This window comes from Roseivirga sp. BDSF3-8 (assembly GCF_041449215.1).
Taxonomy (GTDB): Bacteria; Bacteroidota; Bacteroidia; order Cytophagales; family Cyclobacteriaceae; genus JBGNFV01.
This window is the reverse complement of the sequence record NZ_JBGNFV010000001.1, coordinates 1,619,361-1,634,342: the sequence shown is the minus strand read 5'-3', so window position 1 is coordinate 1,634,342 and position 14,982 is coordinate 1,619,361. Positions and strand designations below refer to the sequence as shown.

Below are 14,982 nucleotides of genomic sequence, written 5' to 3'. Positions count from 1 at the left end.
TCTGCCAAATATTTGACAATGCCTCCCGCAATCAGCGGGAGGCATTTTTCGTTTTAAATACCTATACTAAACCACTCACCAACCTTCTTAACCATGCGGTACCATTCTTCCCTCATTGCCCTCCTGCTGATTTGTATTCCCTCCGTTCTGTCTGCACAGCAAGTTCCTGATTCCACCTATAGCGTAAGTCTGGCTAATCCGTCATACCCTACAGGAAAAGGGCCCCGTGTGCTCATTGATGGGGCACATGGCAACTTTCATACCCTCCACAGCCGCTTTGCTGCCTTTGGTAATGTGTTACAGGCAGATGGATATACTGTGCATTCCCTCGATACACTCATTACCCCATCCGCCCTGGCAGGTGCTGAGGTTTTCGTAATAGCAAACTCTCTGCATCCCTCAAACCTTCATAACTGGGCCATACCCACCCCATCAGCTTTTACAGAAGAAGAGATCAGTGTGATTATTTCATGGGTAGAGCAGGGGGGTAAATTATTTCTGATTGCTGACCATATGCCTTTCCCCGGCGCCATTCAAGAGCTGGCAGAAAAGTTTGGCGTACAATGGGAAAATAACTTTGCCCTGGATCAGCGCCGCCGTAAACCAGAGATATACTCCAGGGCTAATGGGCAATTGACCGATCATCCGGTCGTAGCCGGGCATGCTGATTATCTGGAGGTAGATTCGGTAGCTGTATTTACCGGAAGTGCCTTTATCCCTCCTCCGGATGCAGAGCCGGTTATGCTGGTAGATCAGCACTATACCCTTATGTCGCCTGACAAGGCCTGGGAGTTTTCCGATAAGACCCCGCACAAATCAGGCAAAGGGTATGCCCAGGGGGCCCTGCTACCGTACGGCGAAGGCAAAGTGGTCCTTTGGGGTGAGGCAGCCATGCTTTCAGCCCAGTTAGCCGGTCCCGGAGGACAATATAAAATGGGTATGAATGCACCTGAGGCAAAAAACAATTATAAACTTTTAATAAACCTGATTCGCTGGCTCGATAAGTAACTTCCACTTGTCAAATCAGGATTTCCTTTGCTGAATAATATCCTATTTTTGCAAAGCAATTCTTTTACACGTGAGACTACTAGCCAAACTACCCCTCTGGTTTCTTTATGCTTTTTCAGACTTTTTATTTCTGGTCCTTTTTTACATATGGGGCTATCGTAAAAAGGTGGTCACGGATAACCTGGAAAAGTGCTTTCCAGATAAAAGCCAGAGTGAACGACGTATTATAGCACGAAAATTCTACCGGCACCTCTGCGATGTCGTGGTAGAAGTCATCAAAGGCCATCATATCTCAAAGAAAGAGCTAAAAAAACGAGCACGGATAACCAACCCGGAAGTTCTCCGGGAAGTGATAGACAAGGGGCAAAGCGCCCTTGCGCTAACCTCTCACCAGTGCAATTGGGAATGGATCATCCTGGGCTGTTCGGCTGAGTATGATTTTCCTCTCGACGCACTCTATAAGCCTTTGAGTAATAGGTATTTTGATCAGTTCATGTTAGAGGTCAGAGGCCGGTTTGGGAACACCCCCGTAGCTACCCGTAACATTGTGAGGGAGATCATCAGGCGGAAAAGTGTTCAGCGGGCCTTCGGTATACTGGCAGACCAAACACCTACTAAGGGCCAGGAAAAATTTTGGTTGCAGTTTATGGGGCGTAATACTCCCTTTTTTACAGGTAGTCAAAAGCTCGCAGAGCTGACGGGCTATCCAGTGCTTTTTGTATCAATGTGTAAAAAGAAGAGAGGGTATTATGAAATTTCTTTTCAAAAACTAGCTACCCCGCCTTATCAAAAGGGGGGCGATTTTATCGCCCGTAGCTATGCCTCAAAAGTAGAATCACAAATACGCAAACAGCCGGAATGCTACCTTTGGTCCCATAGAAGATGGAAGTTTACCAAGTCTGTGCAGGGTGAATCATAGCGAGGTTTTCATCTGTATTTAATCTTATTTCCATTTTTAGTAGCCTCTAGCAGTCAGGTAATTGGCTGTTTCTTTCAGTGTAGTTTCCCAAAATATTTCATGATGTGAAAAAATATATTGCCCTATCCTGAATTGAAATAGTCATATGGTTTTAAGGAAAAATCAAGTAATTGACTGGCTTTCAGTGACTTTTTATTAAGTGTATTTCAATAATCACCGGATAAAAGATAGTCTAACCGCGTAAAACTTACATGAGTTATAAAATTCAAAATTGTTCAAACCCTATTAAATGTTCATTTTTGGTCAATGCGGGAAAAGAAAATTATTCCAATCCTGCTTTTTCCACAACTATCAACTCAACAACCATGAATTTACCATTTACTTTAAACTGCCTCGAAGTACTCGACTTGTCGGGTATGGAAAAGGTCCGTGGAGGACTGGCTTATGAGGAAGACGGCCAACCTATTGGAGAAACAAAGGGTGATCCTCCGCCGCTGATCTGATCAACCTGTTCGTCGTTAATATTGTGCTGTATAAACCTTACCTACTAGCAACTAAATCACAATGAGCATTCGGCCTGCTATTATATTCTTTACGTCACTTTTCCTTTTTGCTTCATGTACCCGGGATGAACCCGGCACAGGGTCCTACCATGATGTAGTCGCCTTCGAGTTGCAATACGAAGCAGCTAAAAATGCCATGAGTGAAAGCCCTCAGGAGGCAGTTTCACTGCTGAAAGAAGCCAGACAGACCGCTATCACCTATAATAATGATGAGGGGGTGGCAAAAACCTGGTACCTGGAGGGGTATGTAAACGACCTGTATAACAGGCCGGGTGATGCCTATAAGGCATTTCTGGAAAGTGAGCTTGCTTATACAGCACTTAACGACTCCCTGTGGATTGAAAAAAGCCTGAGGTATCAGGCGGCGATACTTCTGCGCCTGCCTGATACTGATCGTGCCATGGCTGTACTGGATCATGCGGCACGCTATTCTAAAGATGAGCAGTCTGCTTACCGCCGGCAATACCTGACCGGAGTGGCAGCCTTCAGTGATAGCCGCTATGAAGAAGCCGCAGAAGTATTTCATGCTGTGGCTGTTAGGTGTAAAGAAAATGAAGATTATGATTACCTTGCACAGACCCGTAACTACCTCGGGCTTATTGCCTTAAAGAATAAGCAATACGAAGAGGCTGCAGATTATTTCTTTAAATCGGCCAATACGAATAGCAATGACCCGCTTCGCCGGGTAGTAGCCTACAATAACCTGGGCCTTCTGCAGGAGCACAAGCAAAACCTCGATAGCGCCTCTTACTATTACGAGCAGGTACTGGCCATGCCCGTATCCACAGGCGGACTGGCGCACCATATGGTGGCAGCGATTAACCTCGCCCAGTTGCATCTGTCACAGGATCACTACGAAGAAGCCGCACAGGTTATTGAAGAAAGTCTGATGCTGAATCGCCATCTGCAAGATGCGGATCAGTTGGAAACAGCTTATGGTATTCTCATTCAGGCCTACGAGAGTTTAGGCAACATGCCCAGGGCCAAGAAGGTATGGAAGAAGATGGAACTCGTGAAAAACGAACGCAGCGATCTTCTTAAAAAGCATAATAAGCTTGAAGTACAATTAGCCGAAATAACCATACGCCAGAGAAATGCGGAAAACAAAGAGTTTTTATCTCAAATAATCTGGCTGCCTTACCTGCAGTTGGTATTAACCATTTTGGTTTTATTAGCCGGTACATTGCTTACCATACAGTTTTTCAGACAGCGTAAAGCCCTTCGTATCTTTCATGCTCACTTTCAATCAAAAGATGGTGCAAATGTCAGAAGAAGAAAACCAGCCGTAAAAAAAGACATGACCTCTGTTCCTCGCTAGTAGTGAGGGTTAGTTTTGTTATATTTTTCTCCTTTTGATGCAATTATTTTCCGGCAGCTCTGTTATACTTCAGAATCCCGAATGTAATTTTGTGTGTGTATGAAGATGATCAACCTTGTAGTAGTCTTTTTGCTGCTATTATCTACTGCCTGCTCTAAGTCTACCAGTTCCTTCTCTACATTTGGTAGCAAAGACGGTTTCGAAATACAGAGTACGCCTAACTCCCAGACCCCCGGCGAGGAGAAACGTGGGTTTTGGGGCACCCCTAAGCCTTCCGGAGCAAAATACGATGCCAAGTATTATAAAAAGCATCAAAAAGAGCTGAAAAAACGGCAAAAGGCACTGGCTAAAAAGTATAAGAAACAGGCCAAAATGGCTGAGGACCCACAATACTCTGATCCCATGTATTTTGGTCATAAGAAGCCACCAAAGAAACGAAAACCAGGCAAAAGGAAGTTTTGCAAAGTTTGTGAAATCGTTCACTAAAAGATCAAACCGCTTTACATCAAAGCGGTTATTTTTTTATGTTTCACGCAAAGAACTAAAAAGCCCCGCATGAGAGATATTCAACATTATCTGGAGCACACCGATCTCAGAGCTGTTATTACCGATAAAGATATAGACAGGCTGGTAAGAGAAACCATTGAATACAACTTCAAAGGCTTATGTATACCACCTTTCTGGGTAAAAAAGGCCAAGAGAGAGCTGGGTAAGTCAGAAGCTCAACTGGCTACTGTAGTTGGCTTCCCCCTTGGATACCACATGACAGAAACCAAGATGGAAGAGATCCGGCAAGCCATAAATACCGGTGTGGATGAGGTAGACCTGGTTATGAATATCAGTGCCTTTAAAGCGGGACTTCCTTGGGTAAAGATCGAGTTGGCTAAATGTGCAAGCCTTTGTCATGAACATTTCCGTCAACTGAAAGTAATCATAGAGACAGCCTACCTGTCGGATGATGAAATCGTCACTGCCTGTAAACTCTGCAGTGATGCGGGAGTCGATTTTGTTAAGACCAGCACAGGCTTTGCCGGAGAAGGTGCCAAAGTGGAACATATTAAACTCATGCGTGAGGCTCTTCCGTCTAATGTCGGGATAAAGGCATCGGGAGGTATCAAAGACCTGGAAATGGCAAGACTCATGGTCCAGGCGGGAGCAGACCGGATTGGGACATCATCCGGAATAGCCATCGTTAAACAAGCTATGGAAGAAAAATGACAGAAGGAAAGCATTTAAGTATTTATATCACCGGAAGAGTCCAGGGAGTATTTTATAGAAAAAGTACCCTTGAGAAGGCCCGCGAGCTGGGCATAAAAGGGTGGGTTAAAAACCTGGAGAATGGCTCGGTACAAATTGAAGCCGAAGGCGACCATGATAAGCTGGAATCACTGGTAGAGTGGGCAAAACAGGGTCCTGACAATGCAGAAGTACTGCAGGTAAAAGCGAATGAAAGCGAATGGGAAGGCTACGAAAACTTTGAGATCAGACACTAAGCTGATTTCAACACAGGAAAGCCTTTTCTGTGACACACATTAATGTCAAAATACTGCTTCAGGAAAACCTTCAGGCGGCGCCCTACCATATGCATGGCATTGTCCTCAGGGGCAAAGACAGTAGCTTCGAACACGGCCGTCAGAAAAGACTTTTTCATACAAAACTCCTCCAGCCAGGCAGTATAGCCCTGCTCCCAGTCCGTTTCATATTTTTGCTGATGTGAGGCACCGTCAAATAATAACTCCAGCTGATTAGATCCGAACTGGTACCGGTATATGCCTGAAAGAGTCTCATAAAACTCATCCAGGAAAGACAAGTTAGCTCCTTCCACTTCATAAGCCTTAATACGCATCACAGTATCATCTATCAGCCCCAGGGGGTTATAATAGTCGAAATACCGCTGACGCACTAACCCAACAGTTTTAGCCAGCAAGTGCTGTTTTTGCTGCCTTTGTGCATCGCGCAGGATGTAATTCTTATCAAGTGGGAAAAACTTTCTCTCCATTTAATCAAGACGGTTCAAGGAATTCAGAATATAATTCCGTCGTAAATATACATATTAGATTAAATATATAGACTGCCAAATTTTACTTATTGCTTACGTAACCCCACAGGGGATTTTTGGCGTCTTCTCGTTTCAGTATTTTGAATGGCCTCATCATCTTTTCCATCTTCTTCTTTCTTATCCTTCTTTTTATCATCCTCGTCTCCGCTGAAAAAATTACTGATGGTGTCAAAACGCCTGATGTAAAGTAAAGAGGCTCCTGATATTTGCTGAACCTGCTGTGTAAATATGTCTAAGTCATTGTCCTGGTACAGCTTGAGTGTCAGGTTTCCGTCCTTATCCAACCGATAATAAACAGTGAAGCTACCCAGGAAGGCGGCATTGGAATTAGCGGCTGCATTACCTCCTATGTCACTTGTTCCACCTACAGAAACAGTCATTCGTTCATTAAACAGGTTGCGGCTCAGGCTAAGGTCTACTACCCGGTTATCCACCGCCGTACTTGTGGCATAAGGACTGGAAGTTACATCGACATCAAACTCTACACCCCCCAAAAAATCTGTTCCCAGCCTGTTTAGCTGTGCCGTAAGCAAAGCACTTACACTGGCATTGATCCGTGCATTTACCGTATTTGCGAAGTTACTATCACTTTCCCCAAAGCCCTCTTCAGGAAGGAAGCGCCCTAATACCACCAATCCGAATATCTGACGGTATAACTCCGATTCGTTTTGCCTGATCGATTCCAGCTTTTGTACCACCTGGTTGCCTATCATACCCGACTCTTCCTCAGGTACCTCAATGTCAAAGGTCAGGTCTGGCTCCAATAGCGATCCTCTGATTCCCAGTACCACATCCACAGGCATTTCTGCACTGGCTGCCTGGGCCTGAGTGCCGGCAGGGCCATCCACCTGTGTATTTATTAACGCCGAACGGCTGGCCATAGTCGTGTATTCCGCCGTAAGGTTCATTTGGGCTTTAAGTGGATCACCCGACCAGGTAATCGAGCTACCTTCCCTTATACTGAATTCACGCTTTATCAGCCCACCGAAGTTAAGAGTATAAGCGCCGGAAGAAAGAACCAGCGTACCCTGCAGTTGCATCTGACCATCTTCATCCATGCCAAAAATGAACTCGCCTTCCCCCACAGCACGTATCACATCATTGTTCTGAGGATCTATAACGATATTTACCTGCGTACCCTCACTCAGCTCTATCCGGCTTGTTATGCGCACACCGCTTATATCAACTTTATTATAATCAGCCGCGTTCTGTCCTTCCTGAGCCAGCGTATCCTCAGCGATAAAGGCGTTAGAGTTAATATAGGTCACCCAGTCCGGCTTAAGGATCGTAGCCGGGTCCTGTGGAAGATTGAATGTAAAGTTTGTCTCGGACAATGAAGTAAAATCACCGTCTACCACCAGGTTATCCAGCGGACCTGTAATGGAAACATCGGCATTAGCAAGTAGCTCACCATAAAACAGCGCCTCATCATCCTCTATTTTGTCAATAAAAGTAAAGGACTGGGCCGTCATCTTATTGTCAAGGGTAAAATTGGTGAAGTTCTCATGAGAAATACTGCCTGAAAGAGTGGCTATTTCACCATTTTCATCCTCAATCTTTATCTGATTCAGGTTTATACTGGTATTCGTTAGATCTATTTTTTGGTCCCTTATCGTATAGGATTCACCCAACATCACAGGCCTGAAACTCAGGTTGTTTTTTAGTTGTAAAAAACCTGTTATCTGAGGCGTTAGCGGTGTGCCCTGTATGTCAAGTTCTGCGGCCACCCCACCATTCACCTCTTTTACCATCTCATTAGCAAACACAGACCACTGGCTGATGTCCTCGAAATTCATGGTAAGGTCGAAGTCCAATGCATTCAGAGAATCCGCCGCATTATATACCCCCGCAAGAAGGAATTCATTTTGAGATTCCACCAGCTCAACTTTTGTTTCGATATGTTGAGGTGAACGTGTAGAGGCAGTTAAAAGCAGGCGACCCGCAGGTTGATTGTCCATTTGCAGACTGTCAACCGAAAGGTTAGCTTCTGCAGATTTCATTTCCATGGGGTCTACTATTTCGGCATGGCCATTCAACTTACCCTCGATGCCATATTCACCCAGGTCAAACAGGTTGAGGAATTGGCCAACACCTAATTCATTAATCTCTGCTACCAGCAAGGGATCCGTGCCACCACCTTCAGTGAATATTCTCAGGCTTTGATCGCCCTTTGCCAGTAAGAAGTCATCTACCAGAAGATACTCAGGATGATACTCCACGTAGGCCTCCTGAGAAATGTTCCATCTTTCATTATTTAGAAAAACCGAACTGCTTTGAATATCCACCCGTACCGTATCTCCAGCTATAAATAGCTCCGAATTAAGCCGCAGGCGGTTAGGGCTTTCCTCGTCAGCCAAAGCCAGCGTAAAGTCAAGCTCATCTCGCCTTATCTTACCCGTAGTGGCCATATTAGGAATTTTCAGACCGGCTACATTCAACATCTCTGCTGCAATGCTAAAGTCGATCTCCTTATTATTAGTCGTACTGTATACTCTCAGGTTATAGATAGAATCCTGTGCAAAATAGACCCTCGGGGCGTCCAGTTGTAAGTCTATCATGCGCTCATCCATTCTGAACTCAAACCTGAAATCCAGTGGCTCAGGAATCTCCAGTTCCGGAAGGAAAACCTTTGCCAGTACAGGTTCCTCCTTTATGTGCAAGTCCAGGACAAACTGCTGGTTGGGCAGCACTTTAGACGTATCACTGGGGTAATTAGAAAGATAGTAATGTAAATTATCTGCAAATGCTTCTGCCATACGGCTGATTTTATAATCACCGTAAAGATCCATGTCCACAAAGTCCGATCGCATCCCGATAAGTCGCCCGCTGTCTGTATTTTCTGCAAACAGGCGGAGCGTGTCAAGGTCATATCGCCTCGCACCCTTAACTATCTCCGTGTTATCAAGCACAAATTGGCCCGTCATCTCATCAGGGATACTACCACGGAAATCCATGTCAATAGATGACTTCAGAATAATACTGTCCGGGCTCAGGTTTAGACGAAAAAGATTAGCCTCTTCCACTTTACCCTGCAGGCGGTACTGCTCATTGTTTTTTGCCAGGTTCGCCCATCCATTCAGGTCAAATATCAGCATGCTGTCCGTGTACTCTGCACGGAAGTTAGCAATAGAATCCTCCAGGCTGGCAGCTACTGTCAGGTCCTTATAGGCATAGTCGTTAAAGTCCAGGTAAGCTACCTGCACATTTGCCGTGTCAATAGTCAGGCTGGTAGGCGTGCTCCTTAATGCTATCTCTGCCGCCAGGGTTGTCTGTCCGAAACCACTGCTGTCTCCCAGGATAGGCCTGAGGTTAAATTCATCAGCATTTACAAGTCCGTCTACACTAAAGCTACCCTCTGATGGCATACGGAACACCACATCTGCACTCAGCTTACCTGTGGTGCTTCTCAGCACGGCTTTTATATCAGAGCGTTTCAGGGAGCCCTTTGCGGAAGCATTCAGCCGCAGTCGCTGATTCTGCATTAAGGCTGGTGGCAGTGAGTCAGCCTGCATATAGTTACGCAGGAAAGCCGAGCTGACAGAAAGATGATGTAAGTCCAGCGAGTAGCGCAGATTATCCATATCCGTTACCTGGCTGGCTCTCCCATTTAACCGCATGTCCAGTGCATTGCCAAGCGCCAGGGATAAATCCTGGATAGTGGCTGTTCCTTCATTGTACACCACCTGGCCGGAAATATCAAGATCCCTGCTGCGAAGCGCCGGCATAGTGTCAAGCATGGGCAGGAATACTGAAAGTTCTTCCAGGTCAAAATGGCTCGACTGCCAATCTATTTCCGCACGGCTCTTCTGCATTAAAGCATCAGGATCCAACATATCGGTGAGCCCTACCTCTATCGTACCGGCCATATGGCTTCGGGCAGTTTTAAGCTGACTGATAGTGCCTTCAAGTGATGGGTAGCGCATGTTCAGGGTAAATGCCGCATCCGAAAGCCTGAAATCCGAATGGGCTTCGTAGGCCGCTATTTTAGTGGCCTCACCCGCTACAGTATCCCCGGCTACTTTAATGTCCTGCAGTTTTATGGTAATGTCCTGCAGGTCCAGGTAAGTGAAATCCATCTCCCCTGTAGAGGCGCGTTCCGGCCCCTGACGAAAGTAAAATGAACTGTTAGTGATACTTAATTCATCTGCCAGGTAACTAAGCCCCGGTATCAGAACTGATGTATCAGCGATAGCGTCCGCCTCTGCCACCGTAGTGGTATCCGGTGAAGGTTCAGACAGAGGCAAAGTCATACGATATGAAAGGCCATCCACTCTCAGGTATTCTGCCTCTACCACGCCAGACTCTATTCCCAGGGTTTTGAGGTCCCCTTCCAAAGAACTCAGAGAGGTATAAATGTAAGTGTCTGCCGAATCATCATCCATCAGGAAGCGAATGTTCCTCAGATTGGCCTGATTCAGGTCAAAGTCCCATGGTTTGGATTGTTTGGTAGTATCTGAAGGCTGGCTGTTCAGTGAGTCCAGAATGAACTGATAGTTCCAGGGCCCGTCAGCCGGACGCTTAATTTTGGCAACTATATCCTCCAGTGAAACCTCATCAATCATGATTTTTCGCTGAAATAGGTTGAAAAGGCCTATGTCTACCGTTAGTGAGCCTGCATACAGTAGCGTATCCGCTTTATTATCTTCTATGTAAACCTCTTCTACATTCACCTGCTCAAAGAACTGCAGGTTCACCCTGCCCACGGAAACCTCCGTTCCCCATTGCTTACTTAACTTATCTGCCACCATGCTCGTGACCTTGGTTTGAATAGCGGGAAACTGAAGAGCGCCTATTATGAGAACTAATAACAGTAAAAGGCTACCGATAACGATCCCTGTTACCTTGAGCGTCTTCTTCAGAAAGCGGGTGTATGAATTGGAGGTTGAGATAGGTAAAAAAATTTAATAGATAGTGTACTTCATCTGAAGTCCCCTATTACAACGAAATGAATTGGGCTGGTGTTATAAAAAATGCGGCATGCAATAAACTAATTACATGCCGCATGCATAAAAGCCAATTTTTAGGCTATCTGGATGATCTTCTGTTGATTACGGGCCCGAAGAAAAGACTGTTCATAAACAGCTTATTGGTTCCGTACCAAAACGCCCGGAAGTTTGGGTTGTCAGCAAAGGCTATGATCTTACCCCTTCCCGCATTTTTCACAATGAGTGCAGCCGTGTTTTTGAGCATCTCCTCGTTTTCCTCGCTGATGTAGCCACTGGCCAAAGGGTTAGCGGTGTACATAATAGGAGTGGCATAAGGATTGTCCCCTTTAAGCATAAAATCAGTATGGTCCCGGAACAGCGATATACGTGATCGGTTATAGCCATATCCTATGGGGTGTGTGAGGTCAATTTCTCCTTCAAATATGGCTCCTCCGATTACCTGTGCCCCCATTTTATTTGACATATCCGCGTACGTGACCGCCTCGTTAGAGTCTGCAGGCTCACCTTCTTTATATGATATATCCAGCAAGTCGCCCTGGCTCAGCCACCTGGCAGAGCCTTTAATAGCTACCAGGGTGCCGCCGTTACGAACCCATGCAGCAAGCTGGTTTTTCAGCGACTCTGAACCACCATAGTACATATCCGGCATAATGATCGTATTGTACCTGCTCAGATCCATCCGGCCAATGTTATCCGCTGACAGCAGACTTACCGGAATATCCATGCGCTGATCCAGCAAGTGCCATATCTCCCCGGCCTCGTAGCTGCTAAATCCACCTTCTACCAGTACCGCTGCCTTAGGCTGCGTCAAGGTCTCAAATGAGGGGCTACCCAGGTTCACCCCTCCGGTCAGCCCCGTGGATACCGCGTACACATCAATCCCGTCTTCCCGGGCAATTTTCTCCACCAGGCCTTTCACCTCTTCCTTACCCATCTCCTGAGTACCCAACCCTACTAAGATAGTACCTCTGTCGAGAGTTTTGCCTGAAGGTAATGTTACCGGGCTGGTAGCCACACGCAGGCGCAGTCCCTCCTCCATAAGCCGGTATGCCGCTCTTGGTGCATAGTACCCGTCCCACTCAAAAAGATAGCTGTAAGCATCATCCGCATCACCTATTATCTCGCCCTCAGGAAAGTTCAGCTCTTCGATCTTTTCCCCGAGAGACACCTGGCTTACTTCTGCATACGGCAGGTTAAAAGCCAGCGGGAACGTCCAGGCTGAAACGTCATAAAAAAGGCTATCGGTAAAGCTTGTGCGCTTCTCAAATATCGCACGGATAAGCTTGTATTGAGGCTGAGACATGGGTACCACATAGCTATCATCCGGATCAAAGTCATTGCCATTGGCGGATACCCTGGAAGCAGGGCGGTAGATATCTATCTTGTGCTGTCTGAGAATGTCTGCCAGATGGTAGGCTTTCGCTTCATCATTATCACTTCCAAATACATAATATCCGCCAGCACGTTTACCCTCTTGCAGGGCATCTTTATAGAATGACTGCTGATAAGAAAGCAGCTCATCCTTCATGGCAAGCGAACCCCTGAGAGTAGATAGTGACGTGTTGAATTGGTTACGGATAGTAAAGGGGAATGTGATAATCCCGAAGTCATTTTCCTGAGCATGCCCTCTGCTGGAGGCCTGCTCGAAGAGAATACCCACACCGCCGTTCACATCCGGGTAAGTACTGCCCTTACCATAGTAAAAGTCATCAAAACTTTCCTTTGAATAGTAAAAACTGCCGATGCTGTCAAGTGCTTCAGCATGATACTCAGCGAGCTTTCCTGTAAGTTCCTGGTTTTTATTTGGTGTACGCGGGTGAGTTCGTGACGGAATACCCGGCTGAAAGAAATAGGTAGAGTTGCTTCCCATCTCATGAAAATCCGTCAGCACATTTGGCTTCCATTCATGGAACAGCCGGATACGTCCCTGGCTTTCAGGGTGCTGTACAGGCAGCCAGTCTCTGTTCAGGTCAAAAAAGTAGTGATTGGTACGGCCCCTTGGCCACATTTCGTTGAATTCCCGGCTTTGAGGGTCGGTAACCCCTGCATACGTTTTGTGCGTATTGGCCCAGCTTGCAAATCGGTTCAGACCATCAGGGTTGATGCTCGGATCTATCAATACCACACTTTCAGACAGTAAATTGTCTATAAAAGAGCTGTTGCCGGCCGCAAGGTGATAAGCCACTAGTAGAGAAGCATTGCTTCCCGAAGGCTCATTGCCGTGCACGCTGTAGCCCATCCACAGGACCAGGGGCGTATCTTCAAGCGCTGGCGATGATTCACCCGGAGATACCCAGTTCATATGAGTTTGTCTCATCTGCTCCAGGTTCCCTTGGTTGTCCGGGGATGTAATGGCGAGCATCACCAGCGGCCTTTTCTCATACGAGCGAGCGTATTCAATAATGCTTACCCGGTCAGAGGCCTCCGCCAATCGGTACATGTATTGCACGAGCTGGTCATGCCGTACATGCCATTCGCCCACTTCATACCCCAAAACCTCTTTTGGGGTGGGTATAGATTCATCATATTCAGTATCATCCGGAAGGTAATACGACAGGTCTATTTCCTGCGCGCCGGTGAACATTGGTTGTAAAAAGAATAGTAAAGTAAAGACTGTTATGTAAAAAAATCTCATGTGATATGGTGCTTTTCTGGGCTGCAAAATACGTATACAGGCATTAATTCAAAATATTTGAGAATGAAGGAGCGTAATTGGCTATTTATTCTTCCGAAACACAGTGTTAATTTAATGTTAAGAAATGTTAACAATGGTAAAGCCTAGGTGTAGGTACCTATATTTGCCCCATGAAATCTCCTACGGTAGGTTTTGCTATATGGATGGCAATGATTCCGTATTTGGCTTTTGCACAGGCTGAAAAGCTTCAGGCAGGGCCTATGGTTGGCTATTCCACTATGCAGGAGGCCGGTGTTTGGGTACAGACTGACCGCCCTGCAGATGTAAGCATTAGGTACTGGTCTGAAAATGACTCCACGCACCTTTACCAATCCTCCGTTATATCCACTAATGCCGCTCAGGCATACACAGCTCACTTAATAGCAGATTCGTTACAGCCTGGCCATCGCTACCGTTACCTTCTTTATATCGATAATATAGAGATAGAACGCCCATATAAGCTATCATTTACCAGCCAACCCCTCTGGCAATATCGCAATGATGCCCCCGACTTCAGTTTTGCCCTGGGTAGCTGCATGTACATTAACCAGCCGGAATATGACAGACCTGGTAAACCCTACGGCCGGGGTTATCATATATTCAATAGCATTCTTGAAAAGCAGCCCCACTTCATGTTGTGGCTTGGTGATAACGTATACCTGAGAGAGGCCGATTGGAACAGCCGGGCCGGCATTTACGGTCGCTATACCCACGACCGCTCTATTTCCGAATTGCAGCCCTTGCTTGGCTCAGTACATCACTACGCTATTTGGGATGATCATGATTATGGTCCCAACAATTCAGACAGAAGCTTTTGGAATAAAGAAATTACTGCCGAAGCATTTCGCCGGTTCTGGTATAATCCCAATTACGGACAGTCCGGTGGTAACGATATAAGCGGAACGTTTTTCTGGAATGACGTGCAGTTTTTTTTGCTGGACGACCGCTGGTACCGTGCCCCCAATAGCATGGAAGATAAAAATAAGCCCCTGTTAGGTCAAAATCAGATGCGCTGGTTAAAGGACGCTTTACTTTTTAGCCAGGCTCCATTTAAGATAATCGTAATGGGCGGACAGGTAATTAATCCTGCACAGGATGGTGAAAATTATGCATCATACCCCTCTGAAAGGCAGCAGCTGCTGGACTTTATAAAAGAGGAGAATATCCCCGGCATATTATTTCTCAGTGGTGACCGTCATTTTACAGAACTCTCCATGCTTCAGCACGATAGCTACCCCTTGTACGATCTTACCGTGAGCCCGCTTACATCAGGAGTTGTTTCACCTGATGAAGAACAGAATACCTGCAGAGTAAAAGGAACCCTTATTAGCCAACAAAATTTTGCTGTAGTACAAGTGTCTGGAAGAAAGGGGGATAGATCGCTAAATATCACCGTGTACGATGATGAGGGAAGTACACTATGGCAAAAAACCATAAATCAAAATCTCCTTAATAAGAATGAAACTGAGGGTGGTTGATGTTTTTGCAAAATAAT

11 protein-coding genes are annotated in these 14,982 nt (G+C 46.0%); 8 read left to right on the top strand and 3 right to left on the bottom strand.

The genetic code is table 11. The annotated features are described in order from the left end of the window. Positions 1–93: 93 nt before the first annotated feature. The 7 genes from AB9P05_RS06495 to AB9P05_RS06465 all read left to right on the top strand — a co-directional run bounded on the left by AB9P05_RS06495 (position 94) and on the right by AB9P05_RS06465 (position 5,301). Positions 94–1,008 carry a hypothetical protein gene (locus AB9P05_RS06495; RefSeq protein ID WP_371908001.1) on the top strand — a complete coding sequence of 305 codons (915 nt, stop codon included), beginning with the start codon at positions 94–96 and terminating at the stop codon, positions 1,006–1,008. A 70-nt stretch (positions 1,009–1,078) separates the two neighbouring features. Next, a complete protein-coding gene (locus AB9P05_RS06490; protein WP_371908000.1) occupies positions 1,079–1,927 on the top strand; it encodes a lysophospholipid acyltransferase family protein in 849 nt (282 codons plus the stop codon). Positions 1,928–2,292: 365 nt separating this feature from the next. Next, positions 2,293–2,430 carry a hypothetical protein gene (locus tag AB9P05_RS06485; protein ID WP_371907999.1) on the top strand — a complete coding sequence of 46 codons (138 nt, stop codon included), beginning with the start codon at positions 2,293–2,295 and terminating at the stop codon, positions 2,428–2,430. Positions 2,431–2,491: 61 nt separating this feature from the next. Further along, the gene (locus AB9P05_RS06480) at positions 2,492–3,808 is read left to right on the top strand and encodes a tetratricopeptide repeat protein (protein WP_371907998.1); all 1,317 of its coding nucleotides are present in this window, start codon (positions 2,492–2,494) and stop codon (positions 3,806–3,808) included. Between the two features lie 99 nt (positions 3,809–3,907). Beyond that, positions 3,908–4,294 carry a hypothetical protein gene (locus AB9P05_RS06475; protein WP_371907997.1) on the top strand — a complete coding sequence of 129 codons (387 nt, stop codon included), beginning with the start codon at positions 3,908–3,910 and terminating at the stop codon, positions 4,292–4,294. Between the two features lie 69 nt (positions 4,295–4,363). After that, positions 4,364–5,026, top strand: coding sequence for a deoxyribose-phosphate aldolase (deoC, locus tag AB9P05_RS06470; RefSeq protein ID WP_371907996.1), 663 nt, complete (start codon positions 4,364–4,366; stop codon positions 5,024–5,026). Then, complete coding sequence (locus tag AB9P05_RS06465; protein WP_371907995.1) at positions 5,023–5,301, top strand: acylphosphatase; 279 nt, start codon at positions 5,023–5,025, stop codon at positions 5,299–5,301. The genes deoC and AB9P05_RS06465 overlap by 4 nt, the downstream gene beginning before the upstream one ends. Here the strand turns inward: AB9P05_RS06465 and AB9P05_RS06460 are convergent. The 3 genes from AB9P05_RS06460 to AB9P05_RS06450 form a co-directional block, all read right to left on the bottom strand. Further along, entirely contained in the window at positions 5,298–5,807 is a 510-nt protein-coding gene (locus AB9P05_RS06460) for a hypothetical protein (protein WP_371907994.1), read from the bottom strand. The two genes, AB9P05_RS06465 and AB9P05_RS06460, sit on opposite strands and share 4 nt — an antisense overlap. Positions 5,808–5,893: 86 nt before the next feature. After that, on the bottom strand, positions 5,894–10,726 hold the full coding sequence (locus tag AB9P05_RS06455; RefSeq protein WP_371911337.1) for a translocation/assembly module TamB domain-containing protein: 4,833 nt from the start codon (positions 10,724–10,726) through the stop codon (positions 5,894–5,896). Between the two features lie 166 nt (positions 10,727–10,892). Then, positions 10,893–13,448, bottom strand: coding sequence for a M14 family metallopeptidase (locus AB9P05_RS06450; RefSeq protein ID WP_371907993.1), 2,556 nt, complete (start codon positions 13,446–13,448; stop codon positions 10,893–10,895). A 170-nt stretch (positions 13,449–13,618) separates the two neighbouring features. On the opposite strand from AB9P05_RS06450, the gene AB9P05_RS06445 reads away from it, so the two are divergent. Further along, positions 13,619–14,965 carry an alkaline phosphatase gene (locus tag AB9P05_RS06445; RefSeq protein WP_371907992.1) on the top strand — a complete coding sequence of 449 codons (1,347 nt, stop codon included), beginning with the start codon at positions 13,619–13,621 and terminating at the stop codon, positions 14,963–14,965. Positions 14,966–14,982 lie beyond the last annotated feature (17 nt).